This is a genomic window from Desulfosoma sp. (assembly GCF_052743555.1).
In genome coordinates, this window is record NZ_JBRAHS010000004.1 from 19,622 (window position 1) to 36,244 (window position 16,623).

Consider the following 16,623-nt stretch of genomic DNA (forward strand, 5'->3'; position numbering starts at 1 on the left):
CTTCAAAGGATTCTGGGGCCGAGAGTGAAGAAGCTGGACGGACGCACCGTTGAAAGCACGGCCTTTTGGCCGCCTTCCAAGGTGCAGACCGAAAGAGCGCTGTCCCTTCAAGGGGACACCTGCAGATCGTTGGGGTAAAAATTCGTGGAGCCTTCACGCATTTTCTTTGGGCAGGGATTCAAGAAAGGCAAAAACCAGTTCCGCCACCTTCTTTCCCGAAAGCAGCATCCCCCCAAAGATCGGCCCCATGCGAGGTCCCCCGAAGGTGGCGTTGGCGGCCATGCCCGCAACAAAAAGACCGGGAAACACCTCACGCGTGTTTTCCAGGGTGAGCCGTTCCGCCTCATCGGACCACATGGACTTTTCCCCCTCCAGCGATCCGCTGGGCGTTTTCAGCCTTCCCGGCACCTTTTTTTGCACAACTCTGACCACTTCCGCGTCATGCCCAGTAGCGTCGATCACGGCGCGCGCACGTATGGCTAGGGGGTCCACGTGCAAGCCGGCCATGTCCACCGCCGTCCAATTGACCACGAGCCCCACGATCCCGTCTGGCCGCATCACCACGTCTTCCACACTGACCGCGTTGAAGATGGGGGCGCCGGCTTTCACGCACCGTGACGTGAGGGTGGAGGCCGTTTCCACGGCATCCGCCGTGTAATAGCCTTCCTGATAAAGCCGCTTGCTTACCCCGAGTTCCTCCAACACGTGGCAAGCTTCCTCCTGCACCACGATTTCATTAAACAGCATCCCGCCTCCCCACATGCCACCTCCGACACTGAGCTTTCTCTCAAAGACCGCCACCTTCTTTCCGGCGGACGCCAAACAATAGCCAGCCACAAGTCCCGCAGGGCCCGCGCCCACAATGGCGGCGTCCAGGTTCAAAATGCCGTTGATCTTTTCGAAATACCGATCGATGATGGCTTTGGTGATGATTCTCTCTTCCAAAGGCATGGCGCATTCCTCCTCGTACGTGAGTGTCACTCTGCTGCTGAAACAGACAATTTGACGGCGCACAGTTTGCCGCACATGGTGCACCCTTGACGATCCTCTGTCACCTGCAGCCGACGCCGGACCAGCTCGGGGTCCAACGCTGCCGTGACCACGCCCTCCCAATCCAGGGTTCGGCGACACTGAGACATGGTTTTATCCCGCTCCAGCGCTAGGGGAATGCCCTTAGCGAGGTCGGCCACATGCGCGGCGATGCGGGCCGCCATCACCCCTTGATACACATCGTCTTCATCGGGAAGCCCCAAATGCTCCGCCGGCGTGACATAGCACAGAAAGTCGGCCCCCGCCGCTCCGGCCAAGGCGCCGCCGATCGCCGCCGTGATATGATCGTAGCCTGCGGCAATGTCCGTCGGAAGTGGCCCAAGGACATAAAAGGGTGCGCCGTCACATAGCTTTTTTTCCAAATACACGTGGGACTGAATGTGTTCCAGGGGAACGTGGCCCGGTCCTTCAATCATGACCTGCACGCCTTTGTCTCGAGCCCTTCGGGCCAGCTCGGCCAGAATGAGAAGCTCTTCAATTTGCGGCCCATCGATGGCATCCGCGATGGCTCCCGGGCGGAACCCATCGCCCAGGCTCAGGGTCACATCGTGCGCATGGGCAATGTCCAGCAGGGTATCAAAATCCTCATAGAGCGGGTTTTCCTTGTGGTTGGCACGCATCCACGACAACAGTATGGACCCTCCACGACTCACACAGGGCATGATCCTTTGAAAGGACTCTAACTTTTTTGCGGATGCCCGCGTCACGCCGCAATGCACCGTGATGTAGTCCACCCCCTGACGGCATTGGGTTTCTATGCCGGAAAAGAGATCGTCGGGATCCATTCTTTCCAGCGGAACACCCCGCCGAACCATGTCTGTAGCCACCGCATAAATGGGCACGGTGCCGACCATAGTGCCTGCCTCGTGCAGATACATGGCGCGAAGCGCCTCCAAATCCCCCCCTGTAGAAAGGTCCATGACGGAATCCGCCCCGGCCCGAATGGCCGCCGCCAACTTGCGCCGCTCCAAGGCCATGTCGGCACATTCGCCGCTGGCACCAAGGTTCGCGTTGACCTTTGTGCGCAGCCCTCGGCCGATGGCCCGCAACGCCGCGAATTCGTGGTGCCTGTTTTTGGGCAAGACAGCGTGCCCCTTCGCGATCAGGTCCCGCAGTTGTTCCGCCGTCACGGGCTCACCGTCCGCGGCACGGCGCATGGCATCCGTCACGATGCCGGCTTTCGCCTCATCGAGTTGTGTGCGCATATTCTCCTCCTGTGGAATGTGGAGGAGGGGAGGCAGCACTTCGGAGACCCTTAAGGTGTGCCACAGGATGAAAAAGGCCGCCTGGAAGGCGGCCGGCGGGATTCCGATCAGGAGCTCCGTTCGCCAATCCCTCCGCCAGCATGACCTGGATCAGGTTCAAGGGGTACCTTCTCAGCCCTCACCTTTCTAGAGGGCGCCCCCTGGCGATTGTTTGTCTATGTATCACACAATGGGCTGGGAATCAAACACAATCCTGCCCGACCAACTGGACCTCGTCCGGATTCTCGTGAACCGAAGGGGTCACGCCCACAGCTTTTAAAGCTCGAAGCATGGCCTTTTTATGCACGTGTCCCGCAAAATGTACGGGGCTTTTTCCATACAAAGGATCCCATCCTGAAGGGTCGGCTACGCAAAAATACTGGACCTCCAAGCCATACCGTACCGCCGCCTCCTTCACAGGCCACCCTTCCATTTTTTCGGCAGCCTTCCAGGTGGCGCCGCACGGCGCGCCTCGCCGCACCATCACCTTTTGGATGTGCCCGTTTTCCACTTGGACCTCAATTTCCGGAGCCCCGAAAAGCTCCTCGTACAGCCCCAGGCGCCCCGGCCGAGACAGGCCGCAACAGGTGGGAGGTGTATAGACGCCGGATACCTTGACCTTTTTACCCGAGGCCACCACGGGAATCTTCAATGCCGCGCATCTTCTGGCCAAATCCTCGGAAAGATCAGGGTGTCTCAGATAATCCAACACCAGATCCGCGCTGATGACCTTGGGCAAATGGGGTTGCGTGTCATCCAAAACCGCAGGCAGCGGCTCGTCGATGTGGACAATCTCGATGGCATACAACCCATGGCCATACTTTCGAACACCAGCGATCTTCGGCTCTCCACTACCTCTTTGTTGAAAGACCAATATTTTTTGCGGGCGCGTCATTTCAATTCCCCGGTATGTCCTTGGTTCAAGGATTTTTGGATCTTGGCCCAGGTATCTTTGAGGGACACGATGCGATTGAAAACCAACCGGTCTGGCGAACTGTTCCTAGAGTCCACGCAAAAATATCCAAGGCGCTCGAACTGGTACTGACGCCCCAAAGGAGCGTCACGCAGGCTGGGTTCCACGCGACATTCGTCCAGGACCTGAAGGGACTTAGGATTCAGGTAGTCCAAAAAGGTTTTTCCTGGCTCCGTGTCATTGGGGTTTTCCTTGATGAAAAGACGGTCGTAAAGGCGCACTTGAGCCTTCAACGCGTGGCGTGCGGAAACCCAGTGAATCGTTCCCTTGACCTTGCGACCGTCGGGAGACCATCCGCCACGGGTGGCCGGGTCGTAAGTGCAGTGAATCTCCTGAATTTCACCCGTGTGCGGATCTTTGACCACGTCCACGCACGTCACATAGTACCCATAGCGCAAACGCACCTCTCGACCGGGAGCCAAGCGGAAATACTGTTTCGGAGGATCTTCCAGAAAATCGTCACGTTCGATGTACAATTCCCGGCTGAAAGGCACGGTTCGAACGCCCATGGACGGGTCTTCCGGGTTGTTGATGGCTTCCAACTCCTCTGTTTGATCTTCCGGGTAATTCACGAGAACCATCTTGACAGGGCGCAGCACAGCCATGACGCGAGGAGCTCTCTTGTTGAGATCCTCACGCACACAATGTTCCAAAAGAGCCATGTCGACCACGCTGTCCTTTTTCGCCACGCCGATGAGTTCGCAAAACCTTCGAATGGCTTCGGGTGTGTAGCCTCGACGGCGCAGGCCCGAAATGGTCGGCATGCGGGGATCATTCCAACCGTCCACCACGCCTTCCTGCACCAATTGGATCAGTTTGCGTTTACTCAACACCGTGTAGCTCAGGTTCAATCGCGCAAACTCTATCTGCTGAGGATGGTAAACGCCCAAAACGTCCAGGAACCAATCGTAGAGGGGACGATGATCCTCAAATTCCAAGGTACAGATGGAATGGGTGATGCCTTCAAGGGAATCGCACAAACAGTGGGCAAAGTCGTACATAGGGTAAATACACCAGGTATCCCCCGTCCTGTGATGGGACGCTTTCTTGATGCGGTAGATCACCGGATCGCGCATGTTGAGGTTCGGCGAAGCCATGTCGATTTTGGCTCGCAGGACGTGTTCTCCTTCCTCGAACTCTCCGGCACGCATACGCCGAAAAAGATCCAAATTTTCCTCCACCGACCGGTCCCTGTACGGACTGTTGCGTCCCGGTTCGGTGAGGGTTCCTCGATACCGGCGAATCTCTTCTGTGCTCAAACTATCTACATAAGCTTTTCCCAAACGAACGAGCTGCTCAGCATAATCATAGAGTTGCTCGAAATAATCCGATGCGTAATACAGCCGATCCCCCCAGTCAAAACCCAACCAGTGCACATCTTCCTTGATGGATTCGACGTATTCCACATCCTCTTTGGCCGGGTTGGTGTCGTCAAAGCGAAGATTGCACAACCCTTTGTATTCCTCGGCCAAGCCGAAATTCAAGCAGATGGCTTTGGCATGCCCGATGTGCAGGTATCCATTGGGTTCGGGAGGAAACCGCGTATGGACCCGCCCGCCGTATTTGCCCGTTTTCAGGTCTTCTTCGATAATCTCCTTAATGAAATTGGAAGCCGTTGTGAGCTCTTTTTCCGTGCCCATACCCCCCCCTCATAAGGACAAAGCCTTCGAGGCCTCGGAGCCTCGAGTCCAAAGAAAAAACTTCCAAAAGGCTGCAATAATTAAGGCATGAGAAATCTTGCCCTGCGCGACGAAGTCGGGAACCTCATCCAGGGAATAGGTCACCACTTCAATGTCTTCCATGGCATCGGGTTGTGGATCCTTGTACGGTAAGGCGTTCAGAGCGGCAAAGGTATAGCAGCGGTTATCTTGAATGGCCGGATTGGGAAACGTGTAGCCAAGGCACAGGAAAGAATCGGCCGTATAGCCGGTTTCTTCCAACAACTCGCGCCGGGCCGCCTCTTCCGGGCTGTCGCCCCTTTCCACCACGCCTCCAGGAATTTCCAAGGTCTCTTCTCGAATGCCATGGCGCCACTGACGGACGAAAACCACGTCTCGTCGGGCCGTGACGGCAATGACGTTCACCCAGTCAGGGGCTTCCAGCACATACACGTCATGTTCCTTGCCGGTCCTCGGGGAAACCACACGGTCCCGACGAAAACCGAAAAGGGTTGTCCCGTTGAGGCGTTCACTGCCCAAGATCTGCCATGCACAGACGCTCATGAAACACCTCCATCCCAACATCGCTGCATAGACATAGCCGGCCAGGCCGTGCATGAACAGGATCTAAGGACTATCGGTGCTTGTTGAAGAACGCCATCCCTTGGCGTTCGGATCCGCATATCTCTGCAGAGGGAACGGATCCAGCCCGAAAAGAAGCGGACGTTTAGGATCCTGTTCGAGATTGGCTTTTGGGGGCCGTTTTCGTTGCATTCTCGAAGAGCGCCGCAAGGCACAATCAGATGTCGCGGCTTGCGGCGCTCCTACTGAACGAGTTCTCAGACAGGCTCCTAGCCTTCTTCCACATAACACACCACCACCAAGTCACCCGGCGGGACTCCCGGCCGGGGTCGATCTCCCGCCGCGGGAATTCTCAGGCGCATTCCATGGACACATCCAGCCGGAATCGTCACGGTGACGGTGCACGATTCCAAGATTTCCCCGCTCCCTCCGCAGCGTCCGCATGCCCGAGTCCCGGTCCTATGGCCGTTATGGGTGCATTCCGGGCAGAAGACACTCCGCTCATAGGAGATTTGTTCCTGAGCTCCCGAAACGGCCTTGTTTCGCGGAATCTCCAAGTCAAAACGCAGGTCCACGCGGGGTTGAGAGATTTCATGGCGCGGCACGGTCCCCAAGATGTCATGGAGCACCTCTGAGACAGCGGCACCCATGCTCCACGACCATTGAAACACGTCAGATCGTTTCCCGTTGCTTCGATCGGCATAGCCGCACTGCAAGTCATACAGACGCCTTTTTTCCGGGTCTGAAAGCACTTCGTAGGCATGGCGAAGGCGCCGAAACTTTTCAACAACTTCGGCGCATCCAGGATTCACGTCCGGATGCCATCGCAGCGCTTGACGGCGAAAGGCTCCCTTGATCTCTTCCTGGGACGCCTTGGTCGACACACCCAAAATGGTATAATAGCAACGTTCCATACGTCGCATTTCCTCGGTCGCAGCTATGACGAAACGCTTTCAAACCCTGCAGAAGTCTATCCTGACCAACGCAAGGGATCATAGTGCGACCGCCCCTCGAAAACAAGCCACAACTAGGGGAAAGGACTCTTCAGCTTCATGGTGGCCAAGACGTTTGCCTTAGGAGTTCTAGGAATACAAGCTTTTTTGGTGGAAGTGGAAGTGCATGTGGCCTCGGGGCTTCCTTCCTTTACCGTGGTCGGGCTTCCTGACAACATTGTTCGAGAGAGCAAAGAACGGGTCAAGAGCGCCCTGGTCAACTGCGGCTATCCCTTTCCCATGGACCGGGTCACGGTGAATCTCGCCCCGGCCTATGTGCGCAAGGAAGGAGCGGCCTTTGACTTACCCATCGCCATAGGGGTTTTGGCCGCGTGCGGATTTTTGGACGCTCCGGCCGTGGCTCGGCCTATCTTGGTGGGAGAACTTTCCCTGGACGGCCGCATCAAGGCCGTGGCGGGGTGCCTTTCCATGGCCATACGCGCCCGGGAGTTGCGTCGAGGGATGATGATCGTTCCCGCGGACAATGCACTGGAAGCGGCCATTGTGGATGGAACAGAGGTTTTCCCCGTCCGCCACTTGGCGGAAGTGGTGGAGCATTTTCGCAACGGGCGGCCCTTGGCTCGGCTGGACACCCCTCGCACCGACCTGATTTCCATGCAAGAGCAAGATCCACTCGACCTGGCGGATGTGAAAGGCCAGGAGCATGCCAAGAGGGCTCTGGAGGTAGCGGCGGCGGGATCCCATAACCTTTTGTTGATCGGCCCGCCGGGATCCGGGAAAACGATGCTGGCGCAGCGCCTGCCCACGATTCTGCCTCCCCTGAGCCTGGAAGAATCCTTGGAAACATCCCAAATCTACAGTGTGGCCGGCCTTCTTCGCGATCAGCCGCTCTTGGCGCGCCGTCCCTATCGCCATCCTCACCACACCATCTCCGAGGCAGGGCTCATCGGTGGAGGCCATGTGCCTCGACCAGGCGAAGTGAGCCTCGCCCACCATGGCGTGCTTTTTCTTGATGAATTTCCGGAATTCCGGCGAAACATTTTGGACCTTTTGCGCCAGCCCCTTGAAGACGGCCAAGTGACCATCGCCCGATCGGCCATGACCCTGACCTATCCGGCCCGATTTACGTTGGTGGCCGCCATGAACCCTTGTCCATGCGGGTTCGCGGGAGATGCTCGAAAACCCTGTCGGTGCTCGTCCATGGAAATACAACGCTATCGAAGCCGCATTTCCGGACCGATTCTGGATCGCATCGACCTGCATGTGGATGTTCCGGCCCTGTCGGTGGAAGATCTGCAAGGGGCGCATGGCTCGGAGTCGTCTCATGAGGTCCGCCGGCGCGTCATGGCGGCGCGAGAACGCCAAAGAGCCCGGTTTCACCGAACCGGCCTCCATGCCAATGCGGCCATGGGGCCCAAAGAAGTGGAGCGCTACTGCACCCTGGATTCCCAAGGAAAACGCCTGCTTCAGGAAGCCATCACCACCCTGCATCTCAGTGCTCGAGCCTACCACAGGATTCTCAAGGTGGCTCGAACCATCGCGGATCTGGAAGGATGCGAGACCATCGCCCATCACCATCTGCTGGAGGCCGTGCAGTACCGAACCCTGGACCGAACCTTTTGGTCGTAAAATCGAAGATTCCTGCTTTCCTTGGTCCCGAATCTTCGCTAGCATGGGTTTCTTGGGCAAAGTCATTCACAACACGAAGATGATCGAAAGCAATGCCACGATGGAGTATCGAAAAACGAGCCCGTCCCATCGGGGTTTTCCTCCTTTGAAGCGCACACTGCAGGTGGGAAAACTTGTGGCCGCTGTGGCCGTCTTGCTGGTTCTGGGAGCTTTGACCCTTTTGGCGGGAGCCGCGGCCTACTTTCAGTTGGAACGATCTCTGCCCAGCATGCAATCCTTGCGCGATTACCGGCCGTCGATTGTCAGCACGATGTATGCCGCGGACGGCACGGTAATCGGAGAACTTGCTGCCGAACGCCGATACGTCAGGCCTCTTGAAGAATTTCCCCGGCACGTGATCCTGGCCTTTCTTGCGGCCGAAGACGCCAACTTTTACGAACACAAGGGGTTGGATTTTGGGAGTATTGTTCGTGCGATGATCAAGAACATCGAGGCGGGAGGCATCGTTCAGGGTGGAAGCACCATCACACAGCAGGTCGTCAAAACTTTGCTATTATCCCCGGAACGCACCTGGGTGCGCAAGCTCAAGGAAGCCATTTTGGCCTACCGCATCGACCGTTCCATGACCAAAGAAGAAATCCTCTACCTGTATCTCAATCAAATTTACTTGGGCGCCGGCGCTTACGGGGTGGAAGCCGCGGCGCGCACCTATTTCGGCGTGGGCGCTCATGATTTGAGCCTCGCTCAGGCCGCCCTTCTTGCCGGTCTGCCCAAAGCCCCCAGTCGATACAGCCCTTTTCATAACATGGAAAAGGCGCTGGAACGACAGCATTATGTTCTGGACCGCATGGTGGAGGTGGGGTTCCTGTCCCAGGAAGAAGCCTTGCGGGCTCGTCAGGAGCCCTTGCATCTCCTGGAATCCCTCGAAGGAACCACGTATCCTTTAAATAGTTTTACTGAAGAAGTGCGGCGCCTCATGGAACAAAAGTACGGGGCTCGCATGCTCTACCGTGAAGGTTTATCCATTCACACCACCCTCGACGTACACGCTCAACACCTGGCCGAAAGAGCCGTTTTGGAAGGACTTCGCGAGCTGGACAAGAGACACGGGTATCGAGGCCCGCACGGGCACGTGGAGGACTCACAAACCGCCGATTTTTCCCAGGCCTTGGCAAAGAAATATGCCAGTCCGAACCCGGGTGATGTGGTGGAAGCTGTGGTGATAAGTTGTGAGGCTCAAGAACGTCGGTGCCGCGTAGATCTTGGAGCGAAACGGACCGCTGTGCTGAACCTCAAGACCGCTCCATGGGCCGCCGGCTATTTCGCGTCAAGACGCCACCTCTTTTCCAAAGGGGATCTTGTGTGGGTGCGGGTGGAAGCGCAAGGATCCGACACCACCCCGTGGGTGGTTTCATTGGAACAAGAACCGCAAGCCGAAGGCGCCCTTCTAGCCATAAACCCTCAGACGGGACGTGTCCTGTGCATGGTGGGCGGCAAGGATTTTTCCAAGAGTCAGTTCAACCGAGCGACCCAAGCCTATCGGCAGCCCGGTTCCGCCTTTAAACCCATCATCTACGCCACGGCTTTGGAAAAAGGCTACACTGAGGCTTCCGTGCTCGTCGATTCGCCGATCGTCAAAGAAGACCCGAGCCTGGTGGGTTCATGGAAACCCGCCAACTACGACAACGCTTTCTGGGGCCCTATCACCCTGCGAGACGCCTTGATTCATTCACGCAACGTGGTGGCCATTAAGCTTTTGGAAAGCGTGGGCATTCAGGAAGTGCATGAGATGGCGCGGCGCCTGGGGATTCGATCCCCCCTCACGCCGACCCTGTCCTTGGCCTTGGGCGCCTCAGGCGTCAGCTTGTGGGAATTGGTCAGCGCCTACTCGGCTTTTGCCGCCCAAGGTCTGCGCGTGGAGCCCTACATGGTGGAAGCCGTCTATGACCGAAACGGACGGCTTCTGGAAAAACACCAGGTTCGGCAAGAAAGAGCCCTGTCCCCTCAAACGGCTTACATTCTTACGGATATTCTGCAGGGTGTCATCCGCGAAGGCACGGGACGCTCGGTGCGAAGCATCAACAGACCTGCTTCGGGAAAGACGGGAACCACCAATGAACTGAAAGATGCCTGGTTTGTGGGCTATACACCGGATCTGCTCACCGGGGTCTGGGTCGGCCATGATGACCATCGCCTCTCCTTGGGACCCAAGGAGACGGGAGGCAAAGCCGCCGCACCCATTTGGTTGAGCTTTATGCGGGAATATCTGCGTGAGAGTCCGGTGGAAAACTTTCCCGTTCCGGAAAACATCGTCTTTGCCAAAATCCCGAAAAAATCTGTTGAATCTCCGGCGGAAGGGGGGCGGGAAACCTTTGCGGCTTTCGTAGAAGGCACGCAACCTAAGGGGCCTCAAGACACAACGACCTTGACAGGGTCCTCGACCGAAAGCGCCGCCGAAACCACATCGGGGTCTTTCTTCAAATCCGATCTCTTTTGGGGCAACGATTGAAACCGACGATGCCTGCACTTTCCCTAGATTCTTTTTTTGGTTCGAGCAGCCTCCTTTCCGGTTTGTTGGCTCGGTTTGAACACAGACCGTCACAGGCGGCCATGGCCAGGGCGGTATGGCAAAGCTATGAGGACGGTGTGCCCCTCCTTGTGGAAGCTGGCACGGGCACGGGCAAGACCTTTGCCTACCTCATTCCGGCTCTCTTGAGCGGCCGCAAAACCGTGGTGTCCACAGCCACCAAGGCGCTTCAGGACCAGATTTTGGACCAGGATATTCCTTTTCTGACTCGCCATTTTTTCCCAAAAGTCCGCGTGAGCTCCCTCAAGGGGCGTCGGAATTACTTGTGTCTCCGACGATTCAAGGAATTTGCCTACCAGCCGTCCTTTTTAAACCCTCACGAAGCCAAAATCTTTGGCGCGCTGCACCAATGGGCCGCTCATACAAAAACCGGAGACCGCTCGGAACTGGACTGGCTTCCCGATCACTTTCAAGCCTGGAACGAGATCACCTCATGGGGAGAACAGTGCCTGAACCAGCAATGCCCACATTATGGGCAATGTTTTGTTCAAAAAAGCCGCTTGCAGGCCGCCAAAGCCGACCTGCTCATCGTCAACCATCACTTGTTTTTCGCCACTCTCACCCTGGAGGACCGTGGACCGGGCGATTTCCTGTCAGCGTTTCCTGCAATCATCTTTGATGAAGCCCACCATCTGGAGGATGTGGCCGGATTGTTTTTTGGCCATGAATTTTCAAGCTGGTCCGTCACTGAAACCACTCGAGACATTCTTCGAGCGTCGGCCCAGACAAAAGTGGCAACCGATTTTCGAAAGACCATCGCCTCGGCCCTTGAGCATCTCGAGCGGCAGACCAAGGAGACGGCCAAATGTCTTAGCACGGCTTCCGGAACTTTGAACACGCGACAGCGCCTGGAAATCGGGACGGCTTCCTCACCGTTTCACGCACGGGCAACAGCCCTTCGCGAAGCCCTGAAAAGCCTCGGCCAGCTTGTGCAACAGCAAGCCGGCGCATCACCCCTCTGGGAATCCTTAGAAGCGCGATGCCATGCTCTGGAGTTGAAACTGGACCAGTTTCTCGGCCAGGAAGATCCGCTGCTGACTTACTGGTATGAAGTCTACGCTCACCCTGTGGGATTTACATTGCGGGCCACACCTCTGGATGTCGCGCCCATCCTTTTGGAAAAAGTCTTCCATCAAAAGGAAACGGTCATTCTCACGTCCGCCACACTGGCAACCGTGGAAGGCCAACGCCCAAGCTTTCACTACGTTCGGGAACGACTGGGTGTTCCCGACGAGGGGCGCGACCTTGTTGTGCCTTCGCCCTTTGCCTTTGAAAACCAGGCCGTCCTTTACATCCCCAAGCCCTTTCCTCTTCCCCATGAGCCGTCTTTTTGTCAAGCCATGGCCCAGGAGGCGCTCAAAATCATGGACATGACCCGAGGACGGGCTCTGTTTCTTTTTACAAGCTACCGTCACATGCATGAAACTTACAGTTTCCTTGCCGACCAGCTGCCTTTTCCGCTGTTGTGTCAGGGAGAAAAACCCAAAAGAAAACTGCTATCCCAGTTCAAGAAGGATACGCACTCGGTGCTCTTGGCCACCTATGCCTTCTGGGAAGGCATCGACGTGCCGGGCCAGAGCCTCAGTTGCGTGCTCATCGACAAGCTGCCCTTTGAAGTTCCCCATGATCCCATCACCGCCTCACGAGTGGAAAAGCTGACACAGGCCGGGCACAATGCTTTCTATCGCTATCAGGTGCCTCGTGCCGTTCTGCAGCTCAAACAGGGCTTTGGCCGTCTGATTCGATCTCGGCAGGACAAGGGCGTGCTGGTGCTCTTTGACACACGGGTTTTGACCAAGCCCTACGGGCGCATCTTTCTGGAAAGCCTTCCTTCCATGCCCATCGTCCATCGCCTGGACGCCATACCGAAGCATCTGTTGTCCTCAAAGGATGCCAACGCTTCGGCTGCATAAGCCCTTGTTCTTGGGCCGTACGCTGAAAAAAGCGGCCGCCTGGACTTTGCACCTCCAGATTTGTTATATTTGATCAAGACCGGATTTAAGCATTCATTTTGGAATTTCGTGGCTTGATGACGGCAAGGTAACCATGGGTGAAAGGGAGGGGGGCCATGGCGCGATCCAATCACAAATGCTTCCTTGTGGCCGCGGACGGCTCCGAGCGCTGTCTTGGAGCGGCCAAGCGGTTCGGGCAATTTTTCAAGGACCGCGGGGACTGCCATTGGACCATTCTTCACTGCGTGCAACAGCACCTCATGTTGTATCCGGGCGAAATTTGGGATGCAGAGACGTCCCTCCGCCTCGCCAAGGCAACTCAGCAAAAAATCTGCCAAAGCATCACCAACCGTTACCGTGAAGCCCTTCTGCAACTGGGCTTTGAGGAAGACGCCATCGACACCGTGTGCCGGTTGGATTCCTGGGATCCCGGCCAAGAAATCCTCAAGGTGGCGGAGGAACGCAAGATCCCTTCTATCGCCGTCGGGCGTCGGGGCCTGTCCCCCGCGGAAAACATTCTCATTGGCAGCGTCTCATCGCGCGTCGTGCAGTACGAACAATATCGAACGGTATGGATCATGGACCCGGAGGCGCCACCCACAGGCCACGTGCTCATTGCGGTGGAATCCCATCCCGAGTGCCGCGCCCTGACCTATTACGTCAACGAATGGATTGGCCCAACGCCTGGAAAACGCTACACCTTTCTGCATATTTTACCCCCTTTTCCACCGGCTCTGTGGGATGACGGCCATATTCTGGACGAACAAGAGCGAACAGCCAGGCACTCCTGGAAACGCCATTGGGAGGAGGAGAAGCGGCGCCAGGTGGATCAGTTCATGGATGAGGCTCGAGAAGTACTGCGCTCACACGGCATTCCGGACAGCGCCATTGAATGCCGTATCCTTCCCATGCAAAAAGGGGTGGCTTGGGACCTTCTGGCGCACATGGAAAGCGGCCACTACGAAGCGGTGGTCATGGGCAAACGCAGTCTTCGCGAAAAGAAACCCTTTCTATTGGGCAGCCATGCCAACAAGGTGTTGCAGCATGCCCGCAAAGTGCACCTGTGCTTGGTGGGCAGAGCCTGCTGAATTTTTGGGATCGATCCTTGACAACAAGGCTTCCACCACCATAATGCCCTCGACTTCCCAACCGCTCACGCTCACGTTGGAGGCTTTGGTATGAATCATCGCATGTTCCGCTGGCTGCTCAATCTCTACCCCCCCATACCTGGGAGCCGGCATCCGCGTGCGCCGCGTCTCGCCGGATTTTCGGGAAATCCTAGTGGAAATGCCGCTTCGGTTCTTCAATCGCAATTACGTGGGCACGCATTTCGGCGGCAGCCTTTACGCCATGGTCGATCCCTTTTACATGCTTATGCTCATCAAAAATCTCGGCCCCGATTATCTCGTCTGGGATAAAGCCGCCACCATCGACTTCGTCAAGCCGGGCAAAGGAACCGTGAGGGCTCATTTTCAGCTCCAAGAAAAGGTGCTCCAAGAGATTAAGCAAAGAGTCAAAGACGGTGGCAAGTTTTTACCCACCTTTACCGTGGAAGTTCAGGACAGGCAAGGTGAGGTGGTGGCTCGAGTGGAAAAGGTTTTGTACGTCAGGAAAAAAGTGAACCACGGCAAGGCGGCGTTCCACACACGGCTTGCCATGCTGCTGGTCAACGAAAGGAGGGCAAAGCGTCGGGTAGTCCCTTTCAGTACAGGCTCATGAGGAAACAGCGATTCCTTCTCTCAGCGGGAGCAGCCTCCCGTGCGACAGCTCACGCGCGAAATGGAGTGGATCATTCATGACAAGCCCAACCAAAAGAATCCGTCTCAGCGAAGCCGCCGAGATCATCAAGGACGGCACCCTCTTGACCTTTTCCGGATTTACCATTTGGCGTCGCCCCTGCGCACTGGTCTATGAACTCATTCGACAAAAGCGTCGGCATCTTCACTTGATTGAAGTCAACAGCGGCCCTCACTCGGAATTCCTCATCGGCGCAGGGTGCGTGGATGTGTGGGAATCGTGCTGGATCGGTCACGAACTTTACGGCAAGTACGGGGCCAACCTGGCTAGGCGCGTGCGGCAAAAAGAAATTATTTACGAAGATTACAGCCACGCCGAAATGGCTTTTCGATTTCAGGCGGCCGCTGCCGGCATGCCCTTCATGGCCACCCAGACCTCATTGGGAACAGATATCCACAATCCGGCCTACGACATGCTCGAGCGAGCCGGTCTGAGAAACGGCAAAAACCCCAAGATTCCCCGCAAAGAGTATCACGTCATTGACGACCCCTTTTTCGGCGACGGCCGACAAATTCTCGTCCCTGCGGCCAAGGTGGATGTGGCCGTGCTGGCCGTTCAACAGGTATGAGATGAGGGTACAGTGCGCATTGCAGGACAATTCTTTATGGACCCCGAGGTGGCCCGCGCGGCGGACATCACCATTGCCATCGCCGAGGAAATCGTTGCGGAGGAGTACCTGCGTCATGAATCGCATCTGAACAAGATCCCCAGTTTTCAGGTGGACTACATTGTGGAATGCCCTTGGTGTGCCCATTCCACGGGCATGTTTCGCTTCTACGATGTGGACGGCGAGTTTTTGCGCAACTTCTACGCCCAGACGCGAGGCCAGGAAGGGTTCAACGAATTTGCCAAGGAATGGATCTTTGGCATGAACCACGACGGATACCTCAACAAACTTGGCGTGCCTCGCCTTGCCCGCCTGAAAGCCAACACGGTCTTGAACTACAGCACGCGCGTCGAACGGGGACGCAAATAAGGGGGAATCCACCATGAAAGAGATGAACCAGCCTGCCCGGCCTGGCGAATACACCCTCGGAGATCTCATGACGGTGGCCGCGGCACGCGAAGTGCGCGACAATGAAGTGGTTTTTGCCGGCACCGGCATGCCCATGATCCCCATCATGTTGGCGCAAAGGACCCATGCGCCGCGCCTAAAGCTTATCTTTGAGGCCGGAACTCTGGACGGACGGCCCAAAGAACTGCCCACCTCCGGGGGGGTCCGCGCTGCGAAGTCGGGGCTTCCGTGGCTTCGGGCCTTTACGAAGCCTTTAGCATCGCCCAGCGGGGCTACGTGGACTTGGGGTTTCTGGGTGGTGCGGAAATCGATGAATACGGCAACGTGAACACCACCGCCATCGGCGATTACTTGAACCCGCTGCTTCGCCTCACTGGCAGCGGCGGCAATCCGGACATCAACTCCTTTGCCAAGCGCACCGTCTATATCATGGTGCACAAAAGGCGCCGCTTTCCTAAAAATGTCAGTTACATCACCAGCCCGGGATGGCGCGTCAAGAACTGGCCTTCAGGGGAATGGATTCACCGGCGAGAACTCTACGGAGGGGCTTTTCGAGGCGGCCCCAGCGCCGTCATCAGCACAGCGGGCGTCTTTCGCTTTGATGAAGAAACGGGGCGCATGTACCTGGACACGTACCATCCGGGCATGAGCCCCGAAAAGATTCAAGAGATGTGCGAGTTTGAGCTGGACATTTCTCGGGTGAGCGGGGAGACGGTGCCGCCGACCTATGAAGAAATTCACCTCATCCATGAGGTTCTGGATCCCGACGAAATTTTTCTTGCCAAACCTCGAAAGGACTAAACTGCAGCACACCGATAAGACGCCGAAAAAAAAATTGGAAAAGGCGAGGGACTTTCGGCACACGTCACGGAAGGTCCCCTCGCTTTTTCGTCGAAAGACCCTTTTCACGGCCCTTCCTTTTCGCGCAAACCAAGCGCTTGTCCGAGGTTGCTCTTTCCACAGCATTTTGTCTTTCCTTTGCAGAAGCTTTCCAAGGCCCGATGAGGCGTCCCGGTTTACGCCGCCCACTCAAGAAAAATTCTTGACAGGTCCGCGGGAGCCTCTTTCAGGATGGCTTGGCGGCACCTTTTTCATTGGATTCTGTAAGAGCGCCGCACGGCGCGATAGGAAATCGCGGCTTGCGGCGCTCCGACGGAAGGTGGTCTCGAACAGGCCCCGGATC

10 protein-coding genes, 3 pseudogenes and 1 riboswitch are annotated in these 16,623 nt (G+C 56.7%); of the genes and pseudogenes, 7 read left to right on the forward strand and 6 right to left on the reverse strand.

All coding sequences use genetic code 11. The features are described 5' to 3' along the window. Nucleotides 1-153: 153 nt before the first annotated feature. From ACUVSA_RS03420 to ACUVSA_RS03445, 6 genes are all read right to left on the reverse strand, one after another. Nucleotides 154-951, reverse strand: a complete 798-nt coding sequence (locus ACUVSA_RS03420) for a sulfide-dependent adenosine diphosphate thiazole synthase (protein WP_445892880.1) — start codon at nt 949-951, stop codon at nt 154-156. 26 nt (nt 952-977) lie between these two features. Further along, a complete protein-coding gene (gene thiC, locus ACUVSA_RS03425) occupies nt 978-2,255 on the reverse strand; it encodes a phosphomethylpyrimidine synthase ThiC (protein WP_445893797.1) in 1,278 nt (425 codons plus the stop codon). A 109-nt stretch (nt 2,256-2,364) separates the two neighbouring features. Further along, nucleotides 2,365-2,466, reverse strand: a riboswitch (TPP riboswitch). Nucleotides 2,467-2,496: 30 nt separating this feature from the next. Continuing rightward, on the reverse strand, nt 2,497-3,189 hold the full coding sequence (gene dfsP / locus ACUVSA_RS03430; protein WP_445893798.1) for a DUF166 family (seleno)protein DfsP: 693 nt from the start codon (nt 3,187-3,189) through the stop codon (nt 2,497-2,499). Then, a complete protein-coding gene (locus ACUVSA_RS03435; RefSeq protein ID WP_445893799.1) occupies nt 3,186-4,907 on the reverse strand; it encodes a glutamine--tRNA ligase/YqeY domain fusion protein in 1,722 nt (573 codons plus the stop codon). The genes dfsP and ACUVSA_RS03435 overlap by 4 nt, the downstream gene beginning before the upstream one ends. Nucleotides 4,908-4,916: 9 nt before the next feature. Beyond that, nucleotides 4,917-5,489, reverse strand: coding sequence for an NUDIX hydrolase (locus tag ACUVSA_RS03440; RefSeq protein ID WP_445893800.1), 573 nt, complete (start codon nt 5,487-5,489; stop codon nt 4,917-4,919). A gap of 287 nt (nt 5,490-5,776) precedes the next feature. Then, nucleotides 5,777-6,421, reverse strand: a complete 645-nt coding sequence (locus ACUVSA_RS03445) for a DnaJ domain-containing protein (protein WP_445892875.1) — start codon at nt 6,419-6,421, stop codon at nt 5,777-5,779. 138 nt (nt 6,422-6,559) lie between these two features. Between ACUVSA_RS03445 and ACUVSA_RS03450 the strand changes: the two genes are divergently transcribed. The 7 genes and pseudogenes from ACUVSA_RS03450 to ACUVSA_RS03480 all read left to right on the forward strand — a co-directional run bounded on the left by ACUVSA_RS03450 (nt 6,560) and on the right by ACUVSA_RS03480 (nt 16,241). Next, the gene (locus ACUVSA_RS03450; protein WP_445892874.1) at nt 6,560-8,089 is read left to right on the forward strand and encodes a YifB family Mg chelatase-like AAA ATPase; all 1,530 of its coding nucleotides are present in this window, start codon (nt 6,560-6,562) and stop codon (nt 8,087-8,089) included. A 100-nt stretch (nt 8,090-8,189) separates the two neighbouring features. After that, the gene (locus ACUVSA_RS03455; RefSeq protein ID WP_445893801.1) at nt 8,190-10,598 is read left to right on the forward strand and encodes a penicillin-binding protein 1A; all 2,409 of its coding nucleotides are present in this window, start codon (nt 8,190-8,192) and stop codon (nt 10,596-10,598) included. Nucleotides 10,599-10,699: 101 nt separating this feature from the next. After that, nucleotides 10,700-12,589, forward strand: coding sequence for an ATP-dependent DNA helicase (locus ACUVSA_RS03460; protein ID WP_445893802.1), 1,890 nt, complete (start codon nt 10,700-10,702; stop codon nt 12,587-12,589). Nucleotides 12,590-12,744: 155 nt separating this feature from the next. Then, nucleotides 12,745-13,716, forward strand: a complete 972-nt coding sequence (locus ACUVSA_RS03465) for a universal stress protein (protein ID WP_445893803.1) — start codon at nt 12,745-12,747, stop codon at nt 13,714-13,716. Between the two features lie 90 nt (nt 13,717-13,806). Further along, nucleotides 13,807-14,266, forward strand: a pseudogene (locus ACUVSA_RS03470) (DUF4442 domain-containing protein); the annotation flags it as partial. 157 nt (nt 14,267-14,423) lie between these two features. Beyond that, nucleotides 14,424-15,401, forward strand: a pseudogene (locus ACUVSA_RS03475) (CoA transferase subunit A). A gap of 13 nt (nt 15,402-15,414) precedes the next feature. Further along, nucleotides 15,415-16,241: pseudogene (locus ACUVSA_RS03480) on the forward strand (CoA-transferase subunit beta). Nucleotides 16,242-16,623: the final 382 nt, after the last annotated feature.